Origin of the sequence: Bacillus capparidis (assembly GCF_017832095.1) — a bacterium.
Lineage (GTDB): Bacteria > Bacillota > Bacilli > Bacillales > Bacillaceae > Bacillus > Bacillus gobiensis.
The window spans coordinates 609,215-629,608 of sequence record NZ_JAFDST010000001.1; the positions used below are offsets into that span (position 1 = coordinate 609,215).

The following is a 20,394-nucleotide window of genomic DNA, read 5'->3' on the forward strand; positions in this document are numbered from 1 at the left end:
AAGGTGTTCTTATCAATTTTGATAAATACATTGATATTTACTTATGTATAAAATTACTTTAAAATAAATTTGTAGAAGATTATGCAAATAAACGTTGAAATTGATCTTGACCTAAGGGGGATTTAAACTGAATGGCAAATCAGCAGAAGCTTGTTAAAAATGATGTATTTCAAGCAAGAAAATCATTTACTGTGAATGGAAAAACGTACTATTATTATTCATTAAAAGCATTGGAAGAACAAGGAGCAGGAAAGGTTTCAAGACTTCCTTATTCCATCAAAGTATTGTTGGAATCCGTTCTTCGCCAAGTAGACGGCAAAGTCATTACGAAAGAACACGTGGAAAATCTGGCAAAATGGGGTACGTCGGACGTCAAGGAGATCGATGTTCCTTTTAAACCGTCGAGAGTTATTTTACAGGATTTCACTGGCGTTCCTGCAGTCGTTGACCTTGCCTCTTTACGTAAAGCAATGGATTCCGTTGGGGGAGATCCTGACAAAATCAATCCTGAAATCCCTGTGGATTTGGTTATTGACCACTCAGTACAGGTAGATAAAGCAGGTACCGAAGATGCATTGGCAATCAATATGGATCTCGAGTTTGAACGAAACGAAGAACGATACAAATTCTTAAGCTGGGCAAAGAAAGCCTTCGATAATTATCAAGCAGTACCGCCTGCAACAGGTATCGTCCACCAAGTGAATTTGGAATATCTTGCAAGCGTTGTCCATGAGCAAGAGATAGACGGAGAAACTGTTACCTATCCGGATTCTCTAGTCGGTACCGATTCTCATACGACGATGATCAATGGGATTGGCGTTCTTGGATGGGGAGTTGGCGGTATTGAAGCCGAAGCAGGTATGCTTGGTCAGCCATCTTATTTCCCAGTTCCAGAAGTGATTGGTGCAAAGCTTGTCGGTAAGCTTCCTAATGGAACGACAGCAACCGATTTGGCGCTTAAAGTGACACAGGTTCTTCGTGAAAAAGGTGTAGTTGGCAAGTTTGTTGAGTTTTATGGTCCTGGTGTTGCTGAACTTCCATTGGCCGATCGTGCAACGATTGCGAACATGGCTCCAGAGTACGGAGCGACTTGCGGATTTTTCCCTGTCGATGATGAAGCTCTGGTTTATATGAAGTTAACCGGCCGAGAAGACAAGCATATCGATGTTGTAAAAGAATACTGTATACAAAACGGCTTATTTTATACTCCTGATGCAGAGGAGCCTGAGTTTACTGATACAGTTGAAATTAATTTGTCAGAAATCGAAGCTAATCTTTCAGGACCTAAACGTCCTCAGGATTTAATCCCGCTTTCTGCAATGAAAGAAACATTTCATAATCATCTAACCAGCGCTGCCGGCAACCAAGGTTTTGGTTTGGAAGCAGATGAAATCAATAAAGAAGTAAAATTCAAGCTGGCGAGCGGAAAAGAAACGGTCATGAAAACAGGTGCAATTGCGATTGCAGCGATTACCAGCTGTACAAATACGTCAAACCCTTACGTATTGGTTGGTGCTGGCCTAGTTGCAAAAAAAGCGACGGAGCTTGGCATGCAGGTTCCTGATTACGTAAAAACATCACTTGCGCCAGGTTCAAAAGTTGTTACCGGATACTTAGTTAATTCCGGACTTCTTCCTTATCTTCGCGAGCTTGGCTTTAATCTCGTCGGCTACGGATGTACGACATGTATCGGAAACTCCGGCCCATTAGAGCAAGAAATTGAAGAAGCGGTCGCAGAAAGTGATTTATTGATCACATCAGTTCTTTCCGGGAACCGTAACTTTGAAGGAAGAATTCATCCGCTAGTGAAAGGAAACTATCTTGCATCTCCGCCGCTCGTCGTTGCCTATGCACTAGCAGGAACAGTCGATATCGATTTAAAAACAGATCCAATCGGTGTTGATAAAGACGGCAAGGATGTCTATTTTGACGACATTTGGCCAACGATGGATGAAATCAACCAAGTAGTAAATCAAACAGTAACTCCTGAATTGTTCAAAAAAGAATACGAGCACGTCTTTGATGACAATCAACGTTGGAATGAAATCGAAACAACGGACGAAGCATTGTACAAGTGGGACACTGAGTCGACGTACATTCAAAATCCGCCGTTCTTTGAAAACCTGTCAGTTGAGCCGGGAACGGTTGAACCTCTGAAAGGGCTTCGTGTCGTAGGTAAATTTGGCGATTCGGTCACAACAGATCACATTTCGCCTGCCGGAGCGATTGGTAAAGACACCCCTGCTGGTAAATACCTTCAGTCTAAAGGTGTTTCACCGCGTGACTTTAACTCTTACGGTTCAAGACGCGGTAATCATGAAGTCATGATGAGAGGAACGTTCGCGAATATCCGGATTAAAAACCAAATTGCTCCTGGAACAGAAGGCGGTTATACAACCTTTTGGCCAACTGGGGAAGTCACTTCGATTTATGAAGCGTGCATGAAATACAAAGAAGAAGGCACCGGCCTTGCCGTTCTTGCCGGTAAAGACTATGGCATGGGATCATCCCGCGACTGGGCGGCAAAAGGAACAAACCTTCTTGGTATTAAAACAGTAATAGCCGAAAGCTTTGAAAGAATTCACAGAAGCAATCTAGTATTGATGGGAGTTCTTCCTCTTCAATTTAAACAAGGTGAAAACGCCGAAGTATTAGGGTTAACTGGAAAAGAAACCATTGAAGTGGATATTGATGAAACAGTTAAACCTCGAGATATCGTTACGGTTAGAGCGACGAGTGAACAGGGTGAGGTTACATCATTTGAAGCCCTCGTTCGTTTTGACAGCGAGATCGAAATTGATTACTATCGCCATGGCGGTATCCTGCAAATGGTACTTCGCGAAAAATTGAAGTAAGTCTATGGAATAGAAGAGAAGGCCAAGCAAGGCTTTCTCTTCTTTTTAAATTGTTGAGAGGGAGATTACAGTGAAAATTAAATTTTTTGCCGTGGCTTTTCTTCTGGGATTAACCTGTTTTGCGATTTGGAATGTTTTTACTCATCAAAAGCCTGCAATAGGTATTTCTGAGGGTAATGAAGCTCCGGACTTCACATTGCAAACGTTAGACGGTAAAGCTGTCTCACTTTCAGATTACAAAGGAAAAAAAGTCTTTTTGAATTTTTGGGCGACATGGTGCAAGCCGTGTATTGAAGAAATGCCAGATTTGGAAACGCTTCAAAATAAAAGTGAGGAAGAGGTGGCCGTATTAGCCGTCAATTTTACATCCTCTGAAAAAAACTCTGCAGCAGTTCGGAATTTTGCCGAAAAACACAATATTACCTTTCCGGTTTTGTTGGATGAGAAAGGGATCAATGCACGGTATGAGATTATTTCGTATCCGACGACGTTTCTCATAAATGAAGAAGGAATCATTACAGAAATCAAGCTTGGCAGTATGACATTAAAAGAAATGGAACAAAAGCTATCTGATCTATAAAAGATAGCTTTTTCTTATTTGATTTTTGTATGAAGGATGGTATTGATGGTGAAAAATGATTGTGGAGGTGATAGTGATGAAGAAAATGAGACGAAAAACGCTTGAGGAATTGGTTCTGGAAAATAAACGAGAGCTGATGAATAATACGGAATACATGAGCCAGCTGGAAGAAAAGCTGGATGAGAGGTTTAGGCAAAAGTAATTTTTTCATTTTTCTTTCATGTTCTTTTCCTCTTTTGCGCACTCTATGAGTAAAGGAGGGAATGAACATCGGAAACCAACATGACAAGCAATCAAGGTTCGCACCGAATCATTTAGGAACCAAACCGATTGAAAACAATCGCAACAAAGGAAAAAAAATGAGTGACAAGTCCAATAAACAGCCGGATATTATTCAAACAAAAGGAGAATAGACAATGACAGAAAACAACCAACCAAACCCGGATAATCGTTCGGACAACGTCGAAAAACTTCAGGATATGGTTCAGAATACAATCGAAAATTTCGAAGAAGCGGAAGACACGCTGCAATTTGCCTCAAATGATGAAAAAGAACAAATACAAGCAAAAAATAAAAGAAGAGCAGAAAGCATAGAATCGATGCGAAGTGAAATACAGGATGAATCGGCCGACCGGCAAAATAATGAGTAAGAACCAGGGTTTCCTGGTTTTTTATTTTGGCTAGGAAAATATTCATGTGCTAAGATGAAAGGTGATACGTCTTACAGGGGTGAGCAGCATGTATATTTCAAAAAAAGAAATCGAGGTCAGGTATGCTGAAACTGATCAAATGGGAATCGTGTATCATGCCAACTATTTGATTTGGATGGAGCTTGGAAGAACGGCCTTAATTCAAGAGATGGGATTTTCCTATGCGGATATGGAGAAAGATGGGATTATCTCTCCCGTAATTGATATCGCTGTCAGCTATAAAAAATCTCTCCATTATGGGGAGACAGCTATCGTATATACGTGGGTTGAAGCATATAACGGTTTTAAAACGACATACGGTTATGAAATTAAAACGCCGGACAACGAAACAGCGCTGACGGGGACATCTTCTCATATTTGTGTAAAAAAAGAGAACTTTAAGCCGATTCAATTTAGAAAGTATTACCCGGAATGGCACAAAGCGTATGAAGAGGCGAAAAAATAAGATGGCATTTGGTGTAAAACGCGACGAGCTGAATGAGTGGAAAAGCAATGTTTTGCAAGGGAATATTGCTTTTCTTACCCACTTTTAGCTGGATGATCGGTATCCCGATTCAACTACAGTGACAAAAGCCGGCTCAAGTGATATCGCAAAGCTTGCTAAATGGGGCGAGAAGTACGGGTTAAAAAAAGAATGGATTCATCATCGAACAAAATATCCCCACTTTGATCTAATGGGAGAAAAGCAGCTGATGATATTAAAAAAAGAGAAGCTATTTGATCATATCAAGCGATTTAAACTAAAATAACCGCACAAAACGAATGTGCGGTTATTTTAGTGGCCTTAGGCATATTGAAATTCAGGTTCTTCCAAGGAAGTGCTGTAACCTACGACGAGATCATGGTCGTCGAAATACCAAACATCCTGCTCTTCGATAAAAAAGGTAATGCCTTCAACTTCAGTGCTGACGCCGAGATGCTGAGGGCGATCCTTAGCAACACCTAATGAAAATCCTTGTTGAACTGCACTGCAGCCACCGTAGCGAACAAAAAATCTGACATAGTCGCCATTCTGCAAATCCAATTCGTCTTTATACCAATTCAGCGCATTCGCATCTATTTTGACATCCATTTTCTTTCCACTCCTTATCCGAATGTTTGATTAGGAAATCGATCCTTATAACCAAGTGATTTTCGGTTCCGTTTTATTCATGATCCTCTTTATATTTGCTCGATGCCTGTAAATGACGGCACTCGTCAATGCCAATACAATGATGATCAGAAAAAGATCACCGGTGAATAAACTGAAAATCACTGCATAGATCCCGGCAAGCATCGACGACAGGGAAACGTATTTTGATAAATAAAGCAAAAGAAAGAAGACTCCGATCATTGTAATAAATAACAAAGGGGAATAAAAGAGCAAGACCCCTCCAGACGTAGCTACTGCTTTTCCGCCTTTAAATCCTGCAAAAACAGGGAAGATGTGACCTATTACTGCAGCGACACCCAAAAGCAAACATAATGGTGTAACTGTTGGTTCTATAAAAAAATATGGGAGGCTTGCCGCAATTGTTCCTTTTAATATATCAGAAACAATAACAATTGAACCGGACGGAACGCCTAGTGTTCTAAATGCGTTCGTTGCTCCTAAATTCCCGCTTCCGTGCTCCCTGATATCAATACCTTTCCCAAGTTTTCCGACGATTAAACCGGATGGAATGCTGCCAAGCAAATAAGCAGCAACAAATAATAAAGCAGTTACCATACTTTTCTTCTCCTTTTCCTGCAGCTAACGTACACCTATTGTACCATGAGAATAGATATTCAGTCGTGATGTTTTTGTAAAGTTTGCTTACAAGAATCGTGGCGGTATTCAATTTTTTGAAATAAATCACTAGGATAAGGTACACTACTTACTAAGGAGATGATTATATGCAAAACCCTTCAAAAGAGGAAATAAAAAATATTTTAGAAAAGAGCAAACGAATTGCAGTCGTTGGCTTGTCAAATAATTCAAGCCGTACGTCATACATGGTTGCTAAAGCAATGCAGGATGCTGGCTATGAGATCCTTCCCGTCAACCCTACAATCGATGAGGCTTTAGGAGTAAAAGCTGTAGGAAGCTTGAAGGAAATCGACGGTCATGTTGATATTGTCAACGTGTTTCGCCGCTCCGAGCATTTGCCGGCAGTTGCAAAAGAATTTTTAGAAGCCGACGCTGATGTATTTTGGGCGCAGCAGGGAATTGCTAATGAAGAAGCCTACAAGCTCTTAAAAGCTGAGGGACATCCAGTTATTATGGATTTCTGCATCAAAGTTGCACATTCTTTAACAAAACCGAGTCATTCATAAAAATCCTTGATCATTCAAGGATTTTTGCGTTTTTTAAAGAAATTCATCAGCGAATCAGGTACAATGAAGCTTGGACAGCTTTTGCACTGTAAGAGAATCTCCGTCCCTGCTTGCTATTTTCTTAAATATTCCTTACAATACAAAACATACGTTCGTATTTTGTAAAACAAATAAAATAAAAACCATCTTGAATTGAAATATAAATACACCTATAATATTGAATTCAAATATTCCCGAAATATAAAAGAGAGTTAATAAAATCAAAAGTGCTCTCTTTTCAACCGATATGATAAACAAATTATTAATGTATTTTGGTCGAAAAGAAAGGGGTTTATTCGCTTGGCTATGAAGCAGCAGTTTGATTATAATGATGATTCCATACAAGTACTCGAGGGCCTGGAAGCGGTTAGAAAACGCCCGGGAATGTATATCGGCTCGACAGATAGCAGGGGGCTCCATCACCTCGTCTATGAGATCGTCGATAATTCAGTGGATGAAGTGCTGGCCGGCAATGGTAAACACATCATTGTTAAAATACATAAAGATAACAGTATATCCGTCCAGGACCGGGGGAGAGGGATGCCAACCGGGATGCATAAGCTTGGAAAACCCACGCCTGAAGTCATCCTCACAGTCCTTCATGCCGGAGGAAAGTTTGGACAAGGCGGATACAAAACGAGCGGCGGCTTGCATGGTGTTGGTGCGTCTGTCGTTAATGCGCTGTCCGAATGGCTGACAGTCACGATAGAGCGGGATGGAAATATGTACAGGCAGCGCTTTGAAAACGGAGGCAAACCGGCTACCTCATTAGATAAAATCGGAACGACGAAAAAAACTGGCACACTCATTCATTTTAAGCCTGATCCAACAATGTTCAGCACGATAGCCTATAATTTTGATACGCTTTCCGAAAGATTAAGGGAATCGGCATTTCTAATCAAAGGCTTGAAAATAGAGTTAATCGATGAACGCAATGATACGAAAGAAGAATATCTTTACGAAACTGGAATTGAAGCGTTTGTAAGCTATTTAAATGAAGAAAAGGATCCTCTATGTGAAGTGGTTTCCATTGAAGGCGAGCAAAACGGGATTGAGGTCGATTTTGCCTTCCAATTTAATGATGGTTATTCTGATAACATCTTATCCTTTGTAAACAATGTTCGCACAAAAGACGGTGGCACACACGAGTCTGGCGCGAAAACAGCACTGACCCGCGCCTTTAATGAATATGCCCGCAAGGTCGGCTTATTAAAAGAAAAGGATAAAAACTTGGAAGGAACGGATATTCGGGAAGGATTGGCCGCTATTATCTCGGTACGAATACCTGAGGAGATTCTTCAGTTTGAAGGGCAAACCAAAGGGAAACTAGGTACGAGTGAAGCCAGGTCTGCAGTCGACAGTATCATTTCCGGCCAATTGGCTTATTTTCTTGAAGAAAACAGGGAAACGGCAAGCTTGCTGGTGAAAAAATCTATCAAAGCGTTTCAGGCGAGAGAAGCCGCTCGAAAGGCAAGAGAAGAAGCAAGAAGCGGGAAGAAAAGAAAGCGGTCTGAGACAACATTAAGCGGCAAGCTGACACCAGCTGGCTCGAGAAACCCCGAAAGAAATGAACTTTACCTTGTCGAAGGTGATTCTGCCGGAGGTTCCGCAAAACAAGGGAGAGACCGAAAATTTCAGGCGATTTTGCCTCTTCGGGGAAAAGTGATCAATACAGAAAAAGCAAAGCTGTCTGATATCTTTAAAAATGAGGAAATCAATACGATCATCCATGCCATTGGCGGCGGGGTCGGAGTTGAATTCCAAGTTGAGGATATCAATTACAATAAAGTAGTCATAATGACAGATGCGGATACGGATGGCGCCCATATACAAGTACTTCTCCTGACGTTTTTCTATCGCTATATGAAGCCTCTCATAGAACAGGGGAAGGTATTTATCGCGATGCCGCCCCTTTACAAGGTGAGCAAAGGACAGGGTAAAAAAGAAATCATTGAATACGCTTGGTCTGACGAAGAAAAAGATGCTATTCTCAAAAAAGTTGGGAAAGGCACTACGATTCAACGATACAAAGGACTGGGTGAGATGAATCCCGACCAGCTATGGGAAACCACGATGAACCCAGAATCAAGAACGCTTGTCCGGGTACGAATCGATGATGCTGCAAGAGTTGAACGAAGAGTAACAACGTTGATGGGAGATAAAGTAGAGCCGAGAAGAAAATGGATTGAAAAAAATGTAGCGTTTGGACTTGAAGAGGAAAGTAATATTTTAGAAAATGAAACCCTCTAAAGCCACCTGAGGAGGTTTAGGTACACATGTCACAAGTAGAAAAAATCCATGACCTGCCTCTTGAAGAGGTCATTGGCGACCGGTTTGGCCGGTACAGCAAATACATTATCCAGGATCGTGCATTGCCGGATGCAAGAGACGGGCTAAAACCCGTTCAACGCAGAATCTTATATGCGATGCACCAGGATGGAAATACTCACGACAAGAGCTTCCGCAAAGCCGCAAAAACGGTAGGGAATGTGATCGGTAATTATCATCCGCACGGTGATGGATCCGTTTATGAAGCAATGGTTCGAATGAGCCAAACGTGGAAAGTGCGAAACATTCTTGTGGAAATGCACGGAAACAACGGAAGCATTGACGGAGACCCTTCTGCTGCGATGCGTTATACAGAGGCAAGGCTATCTCCAATCGCGGCAGAGCTTCTAAGAGATATTGAAAAACAGACGGTTGAATTTGTTCCTAATTTTGATGACACGAGCAATGAACCATTAGTTCTTCCCGCGATGTTTCCCAATCTTTTGGTCAACGGTTCAACCGGCATTTCCTCCGGATACGCTACGGACATTCCTCCCCATAATTTAGGTGAGGTCATTGATGCCGTCATCATGCGTATACGGAAACCGAATTGCACGGTTGATGATCTTATGGGAGCCGTTAAAGGTCCGGACTTTCCAACAGGCGGGATTATCCAAGGTATTGATGGAATCAAAAAAGCCTATGAAACAGGGAAAGGAAAAGTGATTGTCCGGTCGAAAACGGAAATAGAAACGGTAAGAGGCGGGAAACAGCAAATCGTCATTTCTGAAATTCCTTATGAGGTGAATAAAGCTAATCTCGTCAAGAAAATGGACGAATACCGGCTGGATAGAAAGGTCGAAGGAATTTCCGAAATTCGCGACGAGACAGATAGAACAGGTCTTCGCATCGTCATTGAACTGAAAAAAGAAGCTAATGCACAAGGTGTGTTGAACTTTTTATTTAAAAATTCCGACCTTCAAATTTCGTACAATTTCAATATGGTGGCGATTCATAAAAGAAGGCCAATGCTAATGAGCCTTCCATCCATTTTGGATGCGTATATCGAGCACCAAAAAGAAGTCATCACTAATCGTTCGAAGTATGAGCTGTCAAAGGCTAAGGAAAGACAGCATATTGTGGAAGGGCTGATAAAAGCACTCTCCATTCTCGATCAAGTAATTGCAACCATCCGTGCTTCAAACGATAAACGAGACGCGAAGAACAATTTGATCGAAGCCTTTGCTTTTACAGAGCCTCAGGCTGAAGCGATCGTATCCTTGCAGCTTTATCGATTGACCAATACCGATATTACTGCGTTAGAGGCTGAAGCAAGCGAATTAGAAAAGAAGATCATTGAGCTTGAAGCAATCCTTTCAGATGAAAGTAAGCTTTTTAAAGTAATCACAACAAATTTAAAACAGCTGAGAAAAACATATGCTGATGATCGCCGTTCTGTGATTGAAGAAAAAATTGAGGAAATCAAAATCAATCTCGAGGTAGTTGTCGCCTCAGAAGATGTCTATGTGACGGTGACAAAGGACGGATATATCAAACGGACAAGCCAGCGGTCCTATGCGGCCTCAAACGGACAGGATTTCGGCATGAAGGAAACAGACCGGCTACTGCATCAATTTGAGGTCAATACGACAGACACCGTCTTGTTATTCACGAATAAAGGAAGCTTCATTTATTGCCGGGTGCATGAACTGCCTGATATCCGCTGGAAGGATCTCGGACAGCACTTTACAAATCTGATTCCGATTGATGGAAATGAGTCTATTGTTAAGGCGATTCCGATCAAGGAATTCAAAACGGATGAATATCTTGTATTTATTACGAAAAACGGGATGGCAAAGAAAACGGAACTTGCCCAATATAAAGCCCAGCGCTATTCAAAGCCTCTCGTTGCGATAAATCTTAAAGGTGACGATGAGGTCGTCGATGTGCATGTCGCAAATGGTGAAAAAAACCTGTTCATCGCTACATATTTAGGTTACGGACTCTGGTTTTCTGAAGAAGAAATCAGTGTGGTTGGCGCAAGAGCTGCAGGAGTCAAAGGTATCAATTTAAAAGAGGATGATTTAGTCGTATCCGCACAGCTTGCAGATGAAGGTGCGCTGCTCGCTCTCGTTACCCAAAGAGGGGCATTTAAACGAATGAGCATATCCGAATTCGAAAAAACGTCGAGGGCAAAGCGGGGAGTTCAGATGCTGAGAGAGCTGAAGAAAAATCCTCACCGGGTAAAAACTGTCATCGTTTGTGATTCAGACAGCCAAATTGGAATCGAATCCGAAAAAGGCATACGAGAGACAGTGGACGTAAAGAATTACAGAAACAGTGACAGATACAGCAATGGCTCATTTATTATAGATGAGGATGACGCTGGAAAAGTAACGGATGTCTGGCTCGAACTACAGACAGAATAATAAATAAAACCCATCCCGAAAAAGCGGGATGGGTTTCTTAAACATTGATCAGTTTTTATCGTGATGAAACATATCCATAAATGCATGCACAAATTCTATGCCTTGATATAGTACTAAATTTAAGGCAGTAATTGAAAATGCAGCAAGGATAATGGCTCTAAAAATCATCATTTTGTTTACCTCCAGTTATTATTTTTACAATTCTGGCAGATGAACAAATGATGACCCAAGATAGGATGACTGATAAAACTCGGCCAGCATAAATCCTTTTCGTCGAATGTTTCGCAGAACATGAAATAATAAGAGACTCCCTGATGTAAAAAGGAGAAGTTTTAAGAGCTGTTCTGCATTTCCGAATATCCCAAGAAGGAATTTATCCTCATTGTCAGATTGATGGCTCGTCACTACCTGCTCAGATTCGTGATCAGCAATGACTTTGCTTTGATGGAAGATCTGAGAATGAGAAAATGAGAATAAATGAATGCTAGCCAGGGCAAATACAAGAACACAAACCTTAATAATGATCCTTTTGTTCATTTATCTCACACCCTTCTGTAAGGATGTTTCATTTTATCATAAACGTTTTAATTTTTAAAGAGTAAAAGATGATGATTTTGTGAAAGTTATAGCCTGACATTTTTTCTTAAATAGCCTAATATTGAGTTGAATGGGGCTTTTTTTAGAAAGGGAATGACATAAACGATTGGAGTGTTTTGAATGTTTCATTTACAGAATGTACAGTACAAAACGATTCTATCATTGGATGACATAAATATTGCTGCAAATCGTGTGACCTCGATTGTGGGGCAAAGCGGAGCCGGTAAATCCACCTTCTTAAAGCTATTAAATCGAATGATTGAGCCGGATCAGGGAGAGATATGGATGAAAGACAAGCCATTATCTAAAATTGATCCGGTCAATCTTAGAAGAAGGGTGGTTATGCTTGGTCAGGAACCGGTCATCTTTGATGGAGATCTCAGGGAGAATATAAATATAGGAAGACACTTTTCTGAAAAAGAGACTTTGCCTGATGAAAAGCTGCAGAGACTTTTGCGAATTGTCCATTTACATAAAAACCTTGACGATGATCCTATGCAGTTTTCAGGAGGAGAAAAACAGCGGGTTGCAATTGGACGGATACTATCGATGGAGGCGGATGTTTATTTGTTGGATGAACCAACGTCAGCTTTGGATGAAGAAACAGAGCTGGATGTATTACGAAGCTTCATTCATGAAATGAAAGAGCAGAATAAGACGGTCGTGATGGTTACCCATTCGGTGGAGGCAGCGAAAGAGGTATCAGACCATATCATCACGTTATCAAGGATGGGTGAATCAAAATGACAAATGGTGTGATAGAAATCGAATTGTGGAGATTGGCGGCTGCTTATTTATTTGTTGTATTTTTAGTGGCAGTCGTGAAATGGAGAGGGGTAAAAAGGGAAAAACTCATTATTCTTGCAACTCTCCGGATGACCATTCAGCTTTCACTAGTCGGTTATGTACTTGCTTATATATTTGAAAGGCCGAATCCATTTGTTACGGTAATAGTCATTTTGTGCATGCTTGCTTTTGCCGTTTATACAATCTTTCAGCAAGTAGACCCTATAAACAAGCAATTAAAGAAAGTTATTATTCTTTCTATGTTTACAGGACCTTTAGTTGCTCTCTTCTATTTTCAATTTGTCGTTATTCATTTAGAGCCTTGGTACGATCCGCGCTACTTTATAACGATTGGCGGAATGGTCATCGGCGGTGCAATGACAGGAATAACGCTTGCAATCAAAAGACTAATGGAAGGGATGAAAAGCGAACGCAGATATGTGGAAGCAGCATTAATGCTGGGTGCGACTCCGGAAAAATCAATGAAAACCATTGTTAACTCTGCGTTTGACTCCGCGATCCTTCCAACCATTAATAGTATGCTTGGGATGGGAATCATCTTTCTGCCAGGGATGATGACAGGGCAAATTCTCTCTGGAACCAGTCCGTTATTGTCGATCCAATATCAAATCGCTATCCTTTTAGGAATCTTGGGCGGAGTTTCCATCTCTACTTTTCTCTTTTTACAGCTTGCCAAAAAAGCATTTTTCAATGAACATAAGCAACTCTTGTAATACCATAAACTAGTTTAAAAGGTGAAACAGGGGTATAATAGGAAGCGATGATAGAAGTAAAGAATGGTGAGTAAGAAAAAGAAATGGGTGATATCATGCATCTTTCATTGAAGAAAGAAGAGAAGGATCAGATTATCAGTGATATTCAGCAATTTTTCTATGAAGAAAGGGACGAAGAAATCGGCGAACTTGCTGCCGAACAAGCCTTTGCCTTTATAAAAGAAAAGCTTGGCCCGTATTTTTATAATCTAGGGGTATCAGACTGCCGAAAAGTGCTGGAAGATAAGGCACAAGCCATGGAAGATGAGCTGTTTGCTTTGGAAAAAAGAATACATAATTCATAAATAATACTGGCCGCTCTTGCAATGGAGCGGCCTTAATGTCGTGATTATTAGCAGCTAAAGGAAGTGATTTCATCAAGGTCAATGCCGAAGTAAACCCATCGATACCGACGAGGTCTCCATCGGTAACCAGCTAAGGATCTGCGGCCGACAAAGGTAGGGAAAAACCAGAATCTCGCGCCATTTTCTAAACGAATAAACGTGAAACGAAATAGACAGCCTCTTATTCCGCCCGGATCAACGGCATAAACAGACGGACCGCCTTGTTGCTGCTGCGGAATATAGCTCGGCGGCGGACCCGAAGGTGGACCAGGTGTATATTGACCTTGACCGCCAAATCCTGGAGGAGGTGAACCGGGAAACTGCTGTCCTTGGCCGCCAAACCCTGGAGGCGGTGAACCAGGAAACTGTTGCCTGTAAGGGTCAAATTCATAAGTATAAAATGGGAACATGAGAAAGCTCCTTTCAACTGTTTCTTTTTTATCATATGAAATGATCCAAGAAGGGAAACTTGCCTATATAAATTTCATTTTCAATTAGATTATTGAGAGAAATACAAAAATCCTCAAATGTATGCGGTTTCATTAAAGGAGGGGAATTATCTTGGAATTCGAACTGAGGGTTATCGAGGATAAACTTAGAGTAAGTTTTCCAATAGGCTAAGCTATTAATGATGTGTTAGGTGCAGTCAGTTATTTTAGAAACAAACAAATTCCTCATGCGATTCGATATTGAAATTCTACAAGCTTGACTTGTTATCGCTGGGCTTCGTGATTGTATTTCTGTAACTATTTTTATTTTCTTTAATGATGGGGAGAGGAGTATCATCTATAAAAGGGGTTTTAAAACATTTAATTATCGACGATTTTATAATCTGAATCTAGAGCTGTTCTTAATGAATATTAAGAATTTTATAAAGGGAACAAAACAACCGATTTATATACTGAGGTTTTAATTGAGCAATCGAAAAGAAATATTCAGCAAGTGTAAGTGATAATCTTATGAAAAGTAATGTAATCGATCACTTCCGCACGATTTGGCCAAGCTGGCACCGGCGTCAAGTCTGCCCCAGTAGAGGGAACTGTTGACCAGTAGGGGACCGTTCGCTCACACGATTGTCAACCAGTTTTTAAGCTCTATGCCTAAGTATTCGGTATCAACTACAACTTTTAAGAGAAAGGACGATTACAATGAACAAAGAAAACATTAATTTGGCAAAAAACAAGATTGCACTCCCAAAAGTTGTCTCTCAAAACGACTGGCTCACCACGCGTAAGGAGCTTCTCATCAAAGAGAAGGAAGCTAGACGTGCGCAAGATGCGTTGGCAGCAGAACGCCGGAAGCTGCCGATGGTGAAAATCGAAAAGGATTACGTTTTCGAGGGTTCGAACGGTAAGGAGAGTTTGATTAACCTCTTCGATGGACGCCGCCAGCTCAGCTGCTCATTTATCGTTGACAACATCGGCCATCTCTCCCATATTCATGCAAGAGACACTACTCTGGTATTGGTGTCCCGCGCTCCACTTTCACAGACCGGACAGCGGTGATCCGATCCTGGTTCCATCATGAAGTGATACGTCCCTTACAAGCGGCGAATGGGTTGGACGGTTCCTTGGTATTCCTCGTACGGCAGCGATTTCAACTACGACTTTGGGGCCACCCATGAAGGTGGCGAGCAGGGTGGTGTAAGTGTCTTCCTCCGGGATAATGACCACGTCTTTCACACTTACCACACAACGGACCGCGGGACCGACATTCTCTTCGGCACCTACAACTGGCTTGACATGACACCGTTCGGCCGACAGGAGGACTCGCCCGAGGGATGGCCGCAAACCCCGAGGTACGAGTGGTGGCGCCTCCATGATGAATACGATCACTCTAAAGGTTCGGACTCCTGCTGCAATTCGAGAGGTGGCCACCAGTAAGCGATTCATTTTGCTCTAAGTGTCGTCGGAGCACAATTGCTTTATGATAAGCGACTTACTTATCAAACAAGAGAAGGAAATTTGGGTCGCGGACGCCAATCGAGAATCCTGAAGTAGATTTACCACTCGAGCTTGAAGAAAATCGGCAGGAATACTATGATGCCACGACTTTTCCATGGATGTTGTACCCATATCTCCAAGTTGCAGAAAGAATCGCACAACAAGTTGGGCCAATGGAATCAATACGAAGGAGTAAGGATGGCTTGAAAAGATAACTCCAGAGGATTTCAGTGCACTTTCACCGTTTATTTATAATCATATTAATCCTTACAGTAGATTTGATGTTGATTTGGACCAACGACTTTCGTTATGAGCCTATCATTGATGGGCTCATTTCCATCTTTGTACAGAAGGAAGGTGATTCAACGAATAACCATGTATTTATTTTTAATCATCTTACCATTTGGTTTTATTAACAAGTTAATGAGAAGAGTAATATCTAAAAGAAAAAAGTGAGTTTTCTATTCTGGGGAATGCTCACTATGTAGTGAAGGGAGGAGGGCACTTCAATTTTGGCTGACGAAAACCTGATGAACATCTAATGAAAACGTCTAACTGGATATACCAGTTATGCTATAATTTATATGTATACAGTTGCATAAGCAAGGTGGGCAGCAACCACTTCCTCGAAAGAGAGGGGGTGATGCTGATGGTATCCTTTTACGAAACCTTAGTCTTGATGATCATGTTTTCAAGTCTAATCGTATCTGTGATAGCCGTGATTATTTCTATGAATAAAAAGAAATAATTCCTCCCTGCTTTGACCGGTAATGGGGAATTATTTCTCATTTTAGGTTGCTGCACTTCATGCAGAGCAGCTTGTATATAGGGGATGCCAGTTGCAGCTGGTGTCCCTTTTTACTATGATTCACTATATACTTTAATTATATGCATACCTACAATATTTGTAAAGCAACAAAAAAGTAAGGAACAAATGCAAAAATAAAAAAATGTACACAAGTGGAAGAATCGTTCAAACAGAGAGATAATAATGAGCATCCTTTCTCATGGCGATTTTAATTTATCTCCTTCCTGCGAATGGATTTTCCCTTGAATTTCTTCATCCAGAAATATTGTTTAGATGTTGAAAATTTAATCTATTAAAAGACAGATATCCACTTTCTTTGAAATTTGGAAGTTAAAAAGCATTTGTTAAAACAATTGGACAAAGAGCTCCTACCAGAGAACAGTTTTGGGTTTAATATGGACGATTGGGTTTTGAAAAATATCCTTCGTTTTATTTCCGATTATTTTAAATAGTGGGCCGGCTGCAGTGTTTCTATCTGCAGATTAAAAATTTAAGGATAAAAATAACCGGTCGTTCGGACTATTTGTAACGGTTGATTAAACCAAATAAAGGGGAAATACATATCTAATATCATTATTATTTGTTATATCGAAATAAAAATATATGACAGAATAATCATAAATAATTAAAGAGTGATAGTATTTTAAACAGTATATAAATTTCACGTAATTCCTTGAATTCAAGAATTATGATGTATAGATATGAATCAAGTAAAGATGTCTGTTCTGAGTTGAAAACAATTTCAAGATTTTAATTGGATTGTTAATATGTGTGTGATATACTAATTCTAGATTTTTCAATTTTTCTAAAATGAAGAAAATCAGGAAAGACTATCCACGCTTTGTTTCCTGCCCAGCATGAGTTTTTCTTTGTATTTTATGAAGTGCCGTCATGATATCTATGACAATTATCCGATTTGGTATTAGAAGTGTTTTTGCATTCGTTAACTCATTTAGCATTTCCAGCATAGAACTATCGGAAAATACAGAACTTTTCGATATCTCATTTTGACCTCTAATTTTTATTTTGAAGGAGTTAACATGTTACATACCCTGAAGGAGGCGATTGTACAAAATTGTGAGACATTTTGAGCTTTGAGTTGATGAAAAACTGATGAATATAAAGGCTTTCCTAGATTCACCCTCTTTTTCCTCAGCATTGCTGATGAAAAAATCACTTCTCTGTAAGACAATATGAAATCGTTCAAATTCCTCTGCGCACTAAAGGACAATGTTTATAAATATTTTCTGATCCTTTACTTAGGCAGCGAGGAGCGATATTTAACATGTCACCTCTCTAATTTACCTGTCGTAACAAATTATACAGACTATAAATTATAAAAATTTTACAAACGAACGAAAATTTCTATTCCTAAAAAGATTCTGGATCGTAATTATCTAAATTGGAGTGTTCATATTTAAAGAATAGAGGAATGGATAGAATGGAACTTACAAAACGAATAGAAGAGATAGTATCGAATTACAATGACAGATTGCCATTTTCCGGTGCTATCTTCATTCAAAATGAAAAAAAAATCTTTGAAAAAGGATTCGGCTATGCCAATCGCAGTGAACATCTTCCTATTACGACACGTACCAGATTTGGCATGGCTTCGGGATGTAAAATCTTCACCTCTGTAGCAATATGTCAGCTAGTAGAAAAGGAAATAATAACGTTTGATACCTGTATCAAGGATTGTCTCGATATCTCATTTCAACATTTTCATCCTTCGATTACCATTCATCATTTATTAACCCACACCTCAGGCATACCAGATTATTTCGATGAAGAAGTAATGAGTGATTTTGAAGAGTTGTGGAAAGCGGTCCCAATGTACTCGATTCAATCGCCTAATGATTTCTTACCCATGTTCCAGGATCAGCAGATGAAGTTTCAACCGGGTAGTAAGTTTTCTTATAGTAATGCAGGATTTATTCTACTAGGATTAATTGTAGAAAAAATGACAGGCATAACGTTTCAAGAGTATGTGAAGGAAAATATTTTTCAAGTTTGTGAGATGACAGACTCCGGCTTTTTCCGGATGGATCAACTCCCTGAACGGACGGCGCTGGGCTACATAGATCATGAAGATGGGACTTGGAGAACGAATATCTATTCCGTTCCTATTATAGGAGGCCCAGATGGCGGTGCTTTCACAACTGTTTTAGATTTAGCAAAGTTTTGGAATGGATTATTTGATAGAAAACTTCTTGGGAAAGAGTATGTAGATAAATTACTGTCTCCTTATGTGAAGAACGAGGGTTTATGTTATGGATATGGAGTTTGGATGGCAGTGGAAAATGATGAGGTATTGAAATATTTCATATTTGGATACGATCCGGGGGTGAGAGTTCATTCATCTGTCAATAAAAAAACAAAGATTCAATCCCATATCTTATCAAATATTGAACAGAGCGTAATCCCAATTGTAACTGGGATTGATCAACTTTTTTCTGAAAAAAGCAGGACTCTTTAATGTGAAAATATCTGAACACTAACAATGAGTTATACAACGGGTGAATTGGTAGTTAGCTAGAACGATCTGTAATAGACGTCATGGATTTTGGTTTATAGTTCTTATAAACAAATGATATGAAATGTTTCAGGTCATAAATAAATCTAATTAATTTCTATGAAAAAGGAGTTAATCACATGATCAATAAAGCTGACGAATTGAAACAAAATCACCCGCAGGAATTAGAGAAACATCGTTTTTCGAGAGAAATTGTGTTGAAAATTCGAGAATTACAGCAACGTAACAACTGGTATAATTTTTTTGCGATCGGGCTGGACTGGCTTATTATCTCCGTAGCCATCGGGATCAATTTTTTTATACCTTCGATTTGGATCTATCTCATAAGCATCGTAATTATTGGGAGCCGTATGCGCGGCTTGGATATCATGATGCATGAGTCAAGTCATCGTATGCTTTTTAAAAACCGTAAATTAAATAAGTGGATTGCGTGTTTCTTTGCAGCTTATCCAATTATGATTTCTTATAAAGCCTACTGCAAGGGTCACATGACACACCACAAGTATTTATGGAGTGAGGCAGACCCTGATAAGCAAAGATATCGGATTGTTGGTTTGGATAATCCAACGAAAAGCAGGGTGCAATTTTTTCTTCTTCATTTCTTAAAGCCATTGTTCTTGGTGCATGTACCCAATTATTTAGTCGGAATGATCAAAGTGACCGCTTATGCAAAAGACGAACCTCGTTTTGATCAAATCATCCGCACGTTATATTGGGGAGCTATCATTATCAGTTCCATCATTTTTGGATTTTGGCAGGAGCTGCTTTTATTCTGGGTTGTTCCATTTTTAACAACCTTCCAGGTGCTGAAGTATTGGGCTGAAATGGCAGAACATGCTGGACTGGAGACAGATCAAGAGATATTTGCTTCAAGAAATTCTTTTGGGAATTGGTTTGAGAGGACTCTCCTCCATCCCCACCGGAATTCGTATCATTTGGTGCATCACTTGTTCCCTGCTGTTCCGCATTACAACATTAAAAAGGCGCATCTGATCTTAATGGAGGATTCAGAATATCAAAAGGCACACCATTGCACAGGATTTTTCAAGTCTTTTGCACCGGGCTTCTCATCGGTCGTTGATGATATTCAAGGCCGTATCCCGTTCTGGAACAAACAGAAGTCACGCAGTTAAGGATTGATTTTATATTTAGTATCAATTGATTGAGCTTTTTTGCTTTCCTTTGTGATAGTGAGAATTGCGGCTATTCGTTTTTTAAACATAACACGGGAGGCCTCGTCACTTATAAATGATGTAAAAAAATGGTGAATAAGGCTTCTCTTCTCTTCTTAAGATATGAGTGAAGAAAATGAATGGAGAAAAAGAAGAATACATAACTAAAACCAGAATTACCGTCTTAGAGATATGAAGAAAGAAGACCTGTATAAATGGACGGATTTTACTTCGAAAGACATACGGATCTGCAGCTTTCCGG

At 40.1% G+C, this 20,394-nt stretch carries 20 protein-coding genes and 2 pseudogenes; 17 read left to right on the plus strand and 5 right to left on the minus strand.

The features are described 5' to 3' along the window. Nucleotides 1-131: 131 nt before the first annotated feature. From acnA to JOC74_RS03090, 7 genes and pseudogenes are all read left to right on the plus strand, one after another. The gene (gene acnA, locus JOC74_RS03060; RefSeq protein ID WP_053602913.1) at nt 132-2,855 is read left to right on the plus strand and encodes an aconitate hydratase AcnA; all 2,724 of its coding nucleotides are present in this window, start codon (nt 132-134) and stop codon (nt 2,853-2,855) included. A 70-nt stretch (nt 2,856-2,925) separates the two neighbouring features. Continuing rightward, nucleotides 2,926-3,435, plus strand: coding sequence for a redoxin family protein (locus JOC74_RS03065; RefSeq protein WP_053602914.1), 510 nt, complete (start codon nt 2,926-2,928; stop codon nt 3,433-3,435). A gap of 76 nt (nt 3,436-3,511) precedes the next feature. Next, nucleotides 3,512-3,637: an FbpB family small basic protein gene (locus JOC74_RS03070; protein ID WP_082363773.1), complete on the plus strand. Its 126-nt coding sequence runs from the start codon at nt 3,512-3,514 to the stop codon at nt 3,635-3,637. A gap of 67 nt (nt 3,638-3,704) precedes the next feature. After that, nucleotides 3,705-3,848: an acid-soluble spore protein N gene (locus JOC74_RS03075; RefSeq protein ID WP_312883782.1), complete on the plus strand. Its 144-nt coding sequence runs from the start codon at nt 3,705-3,707 to the stop codon at nt 3,846-3,848. 3 nt (nt 3,849-3,851) lie between these two features. After that, a complete protein-coding gene (gene tlp / locus JOC74_RS03080; protein ID WP_053602916.1) occupies nt 3,852-4,085 on the plus strand; it encodes a small acid-soluble spore protein Tlp in 234 nt (77 codons plus the stop codon). Between the two features lie 88 nt (nt 4,086-4,173). Further along, nucleotides 4,174-4,590, plus strand: a complete 417-nt coding sequence (locus JOC74_RS03085) for an acyl-CoA thioesterase (protein ID WP_053602917.1) — start codon at nt 4,174-4,176, stop codon at nt 4,588-4,590. A 1-nt stretch (nt 4,591) separates the two neighbouring features. After that, nucleotides 4,592-4,894: pseudogene (locus JOC74_RS03090) on the plus strand (hypothetical protein). A 35-nt stretch (nt 4,895-4,929) separates the two neighbouring features. On the opposite strand, the gene JOC74_RS03095 reads toward JOC74_RS03090, so the two are convergent. After that, nucleotides 4,930-5,217: a HesB/YadR/YfhF family protein gene (locus JOC74_RS03095; RefSeq protein ID WP_053602918.1), complete on the minus strand. Its 288-nt coding sequence runs from the start codon at nt 5,215-5,217 to the stop codon at nt 4,930-4,932. Nucleotides 5,218-5,262: 45 nt separating this feature from the next. After that, a complete protein-coding gene (plsY, locus tag JOC74_RS03100) occupies nt 5,263-5,853 on the minus strand; it encodes a glycerol-3-phosphate 1-O-acyltransferase PlsY (RefSeq protein WP_053602919.1) in 591 nt (196 codons plus the stop codon). Between the two features lie 167 nt (nt 5,854-6,020). On the opposite strand from plsY, the gene JOC74_RS03105 reads away from it, so the two are divergent. From JOC74_RS03105 to parC, 3 genes are all read left to right on the plus strand, one after another. Further along, nucleotides 6,021-6,440 (plus strand): CoA-binding protein, encoded by a 420-nt coding sequence (locus tag JOC74_RS03105; RefSeq protein WP_053602920.1) that lies wholly within the window; start codon nt 6,021-6,023, stop codon nt 6,438-6,440. A 339-nt stretch (nt 6,441-6,779) separates the two neighbouring features. Beyond that, on the plus strand, nt 6,780-8,729 hold the full coding sequence (gene parE, locus JOC74_RS03110; RefSeq protein ID WP_053602921.1) for a DNA topoisomerase IV subunit B: 1,950 nt from the start codon (nt 6,780-6,782) through the stop codon (nt 8,727-8,729). 26 nt (nt 8,730-8,755) lie between these two features. Continuing rightward, the gene (parC, locus tag JOC74_RS03115; RefSeq protein ID WP_053602922.1) at nt 8,756-11,176 is read left to right on the plus strand and encodes a DNA topoisomerase IV subunit A; all 2,421 of its coding nucleotides are present in this window, start codon (nt 8,756-8,758) and stop codon (nt 11,174-11,176) included. Between the two features lie 48 nt (nt 11,177-11,224). On the opposite strand, the gene JOC74_RS23795 is transcribed toward parC, so the two are convergent. Then, the gene (locus tag JOC74_RS23795) at nt 11,225-11,347 is read right to left on the minus strand and encodes a hypothetical protein (RefSeq protein WP_264080163.1); all 123 of its coding nucleotides are present in this window, start codon (nt 11,345-11,347) and stop codon (nt 11,225-11,227) included. 24 nt (nt 11,348-11,371) lie between these two features. Beyond that, entirely contained in the window at nt 11,372-11,713 is a 342-nt protein-coding gene (locus JOC74_RS03120) for a hypothetical protein (RefSeq protein WP_053602923.1), read from the minus strand. Nucleotides 11,714-11,893: 180 nt separating this feature from the next. Here JOC74_RS03120 and JOC74_RS03125 point away from each other — a divergent pair, with 180 nt between their 5' ends. The 3 genes from JOC74_RS03125 (at nt 11,894) to JOC74_RS03135 (ending at nt 13,637) form a co-directional block, all read left to right on the plus strand. Next, complete coding sequence (locus JOC74_RS03125) at nt 11,894-12,520, plus strand: ABC transporter ATP-binding protein (protein WP_053602924.1); 627 nt, start codon at nt 11,894-11,896, stop codon at nt 12,518-12,520. Then, nucleotides 12,517-13,293 carry an ABC transporter permease gene (locus tag JOC74_RS03130; protein ID WP_053602925.1) on the plus strand — a complete coding sequence of 259 codons (777 nt, stop codon included), beginning with the start codon at nt 12,517-12,519 and terminating at the stop codon, nt 13,291-13,293. The genes JOC74_RS03125 and JOC74_RS03130 overlap by 4 nt, the downstream gene beginning before the upstream one ends. A gap of 83 nt (nt 13,294-13,376) precedes the next feature. Next, nucleotides 13,377-13,637, plus strand: a complete 261-nt coding sequence (locus JOC74_RS03135) for a DUF2164 domain-containing protein (RefSeq protein WP_376773330.1) — start codon at nt 13,377-13,379, stop codon at nt 13,635-13,637. Nucleotides 13,638-13,684: 47 nt separating this feature from the next. On the opposite strand, the gene JOC74_RS03140 is transcribed toward JOC74_RS03135, so the two are convergent. Next, a complete protein-coding gene (locus JOC74_RS03140) occupies nt 13,685-14,086 on the minus strand; it encodes a hypothetical protein (RefSeq protein ID WP_053602926.1) in 402 nt (133 codons plus the stop codon). Nucleotides 14,087-14,824: 738 nt separating this feature from the next. Here JOC74_RS03140 and JOC74_RS03145 point away from each other — a divergent pair. The 4 genes and pseudogenes from JOC74_RS03145 (at nt 14,825) to JOC74_RS03155 (ending at nt 20,093) form a co-directional block, all read left to right on the plus strand. Beyond that, nucleotides 14,825-15,559, plus strand: a pseudogene (locus JOC74_RS03145) (DUF899 domain-containing protein). Nucleotides 15,560-16,268: 709 nt separating this feature from the next. Beyond that, a complete protein-coding gene (locus JOC74_RS24240; protein WP_225970332.1) occupies nt 16,269-16,367 on the plus strand; it encodes a putative holin-like toxin in 99 nt (32 codons plus the stop codon). A gap of 1,501 nt (nt 16,368-17,868) precedes the next feature. Further along, nucleotides 17,869-18,903 (plus strand): serine hydrolase domain-containing protein, encoded by a 1,035-nt coding sequence (locus JOC74_RS03150; protein ID WP_053602928.1) that lies wholly within the window; start codon nt 17,869-17,871, stop codon nt 18,901-18,903. A 176-nt stretch (nt 18,904-19,079) separates the two neighbouring features. Next, complete coding sequence (locus tag JOC74_RS03155; protein ID WP_053602929.1) at nt 19,080-20,093, plus strand: fatty acid desaturase family protein; 1,014 nt, start codon at nt 19,080-19,082, stop codon at nt 20,091-20,093. The last annotated feature ends 301 nt before the right edge of the window (nt 20,094-20,394 follow it).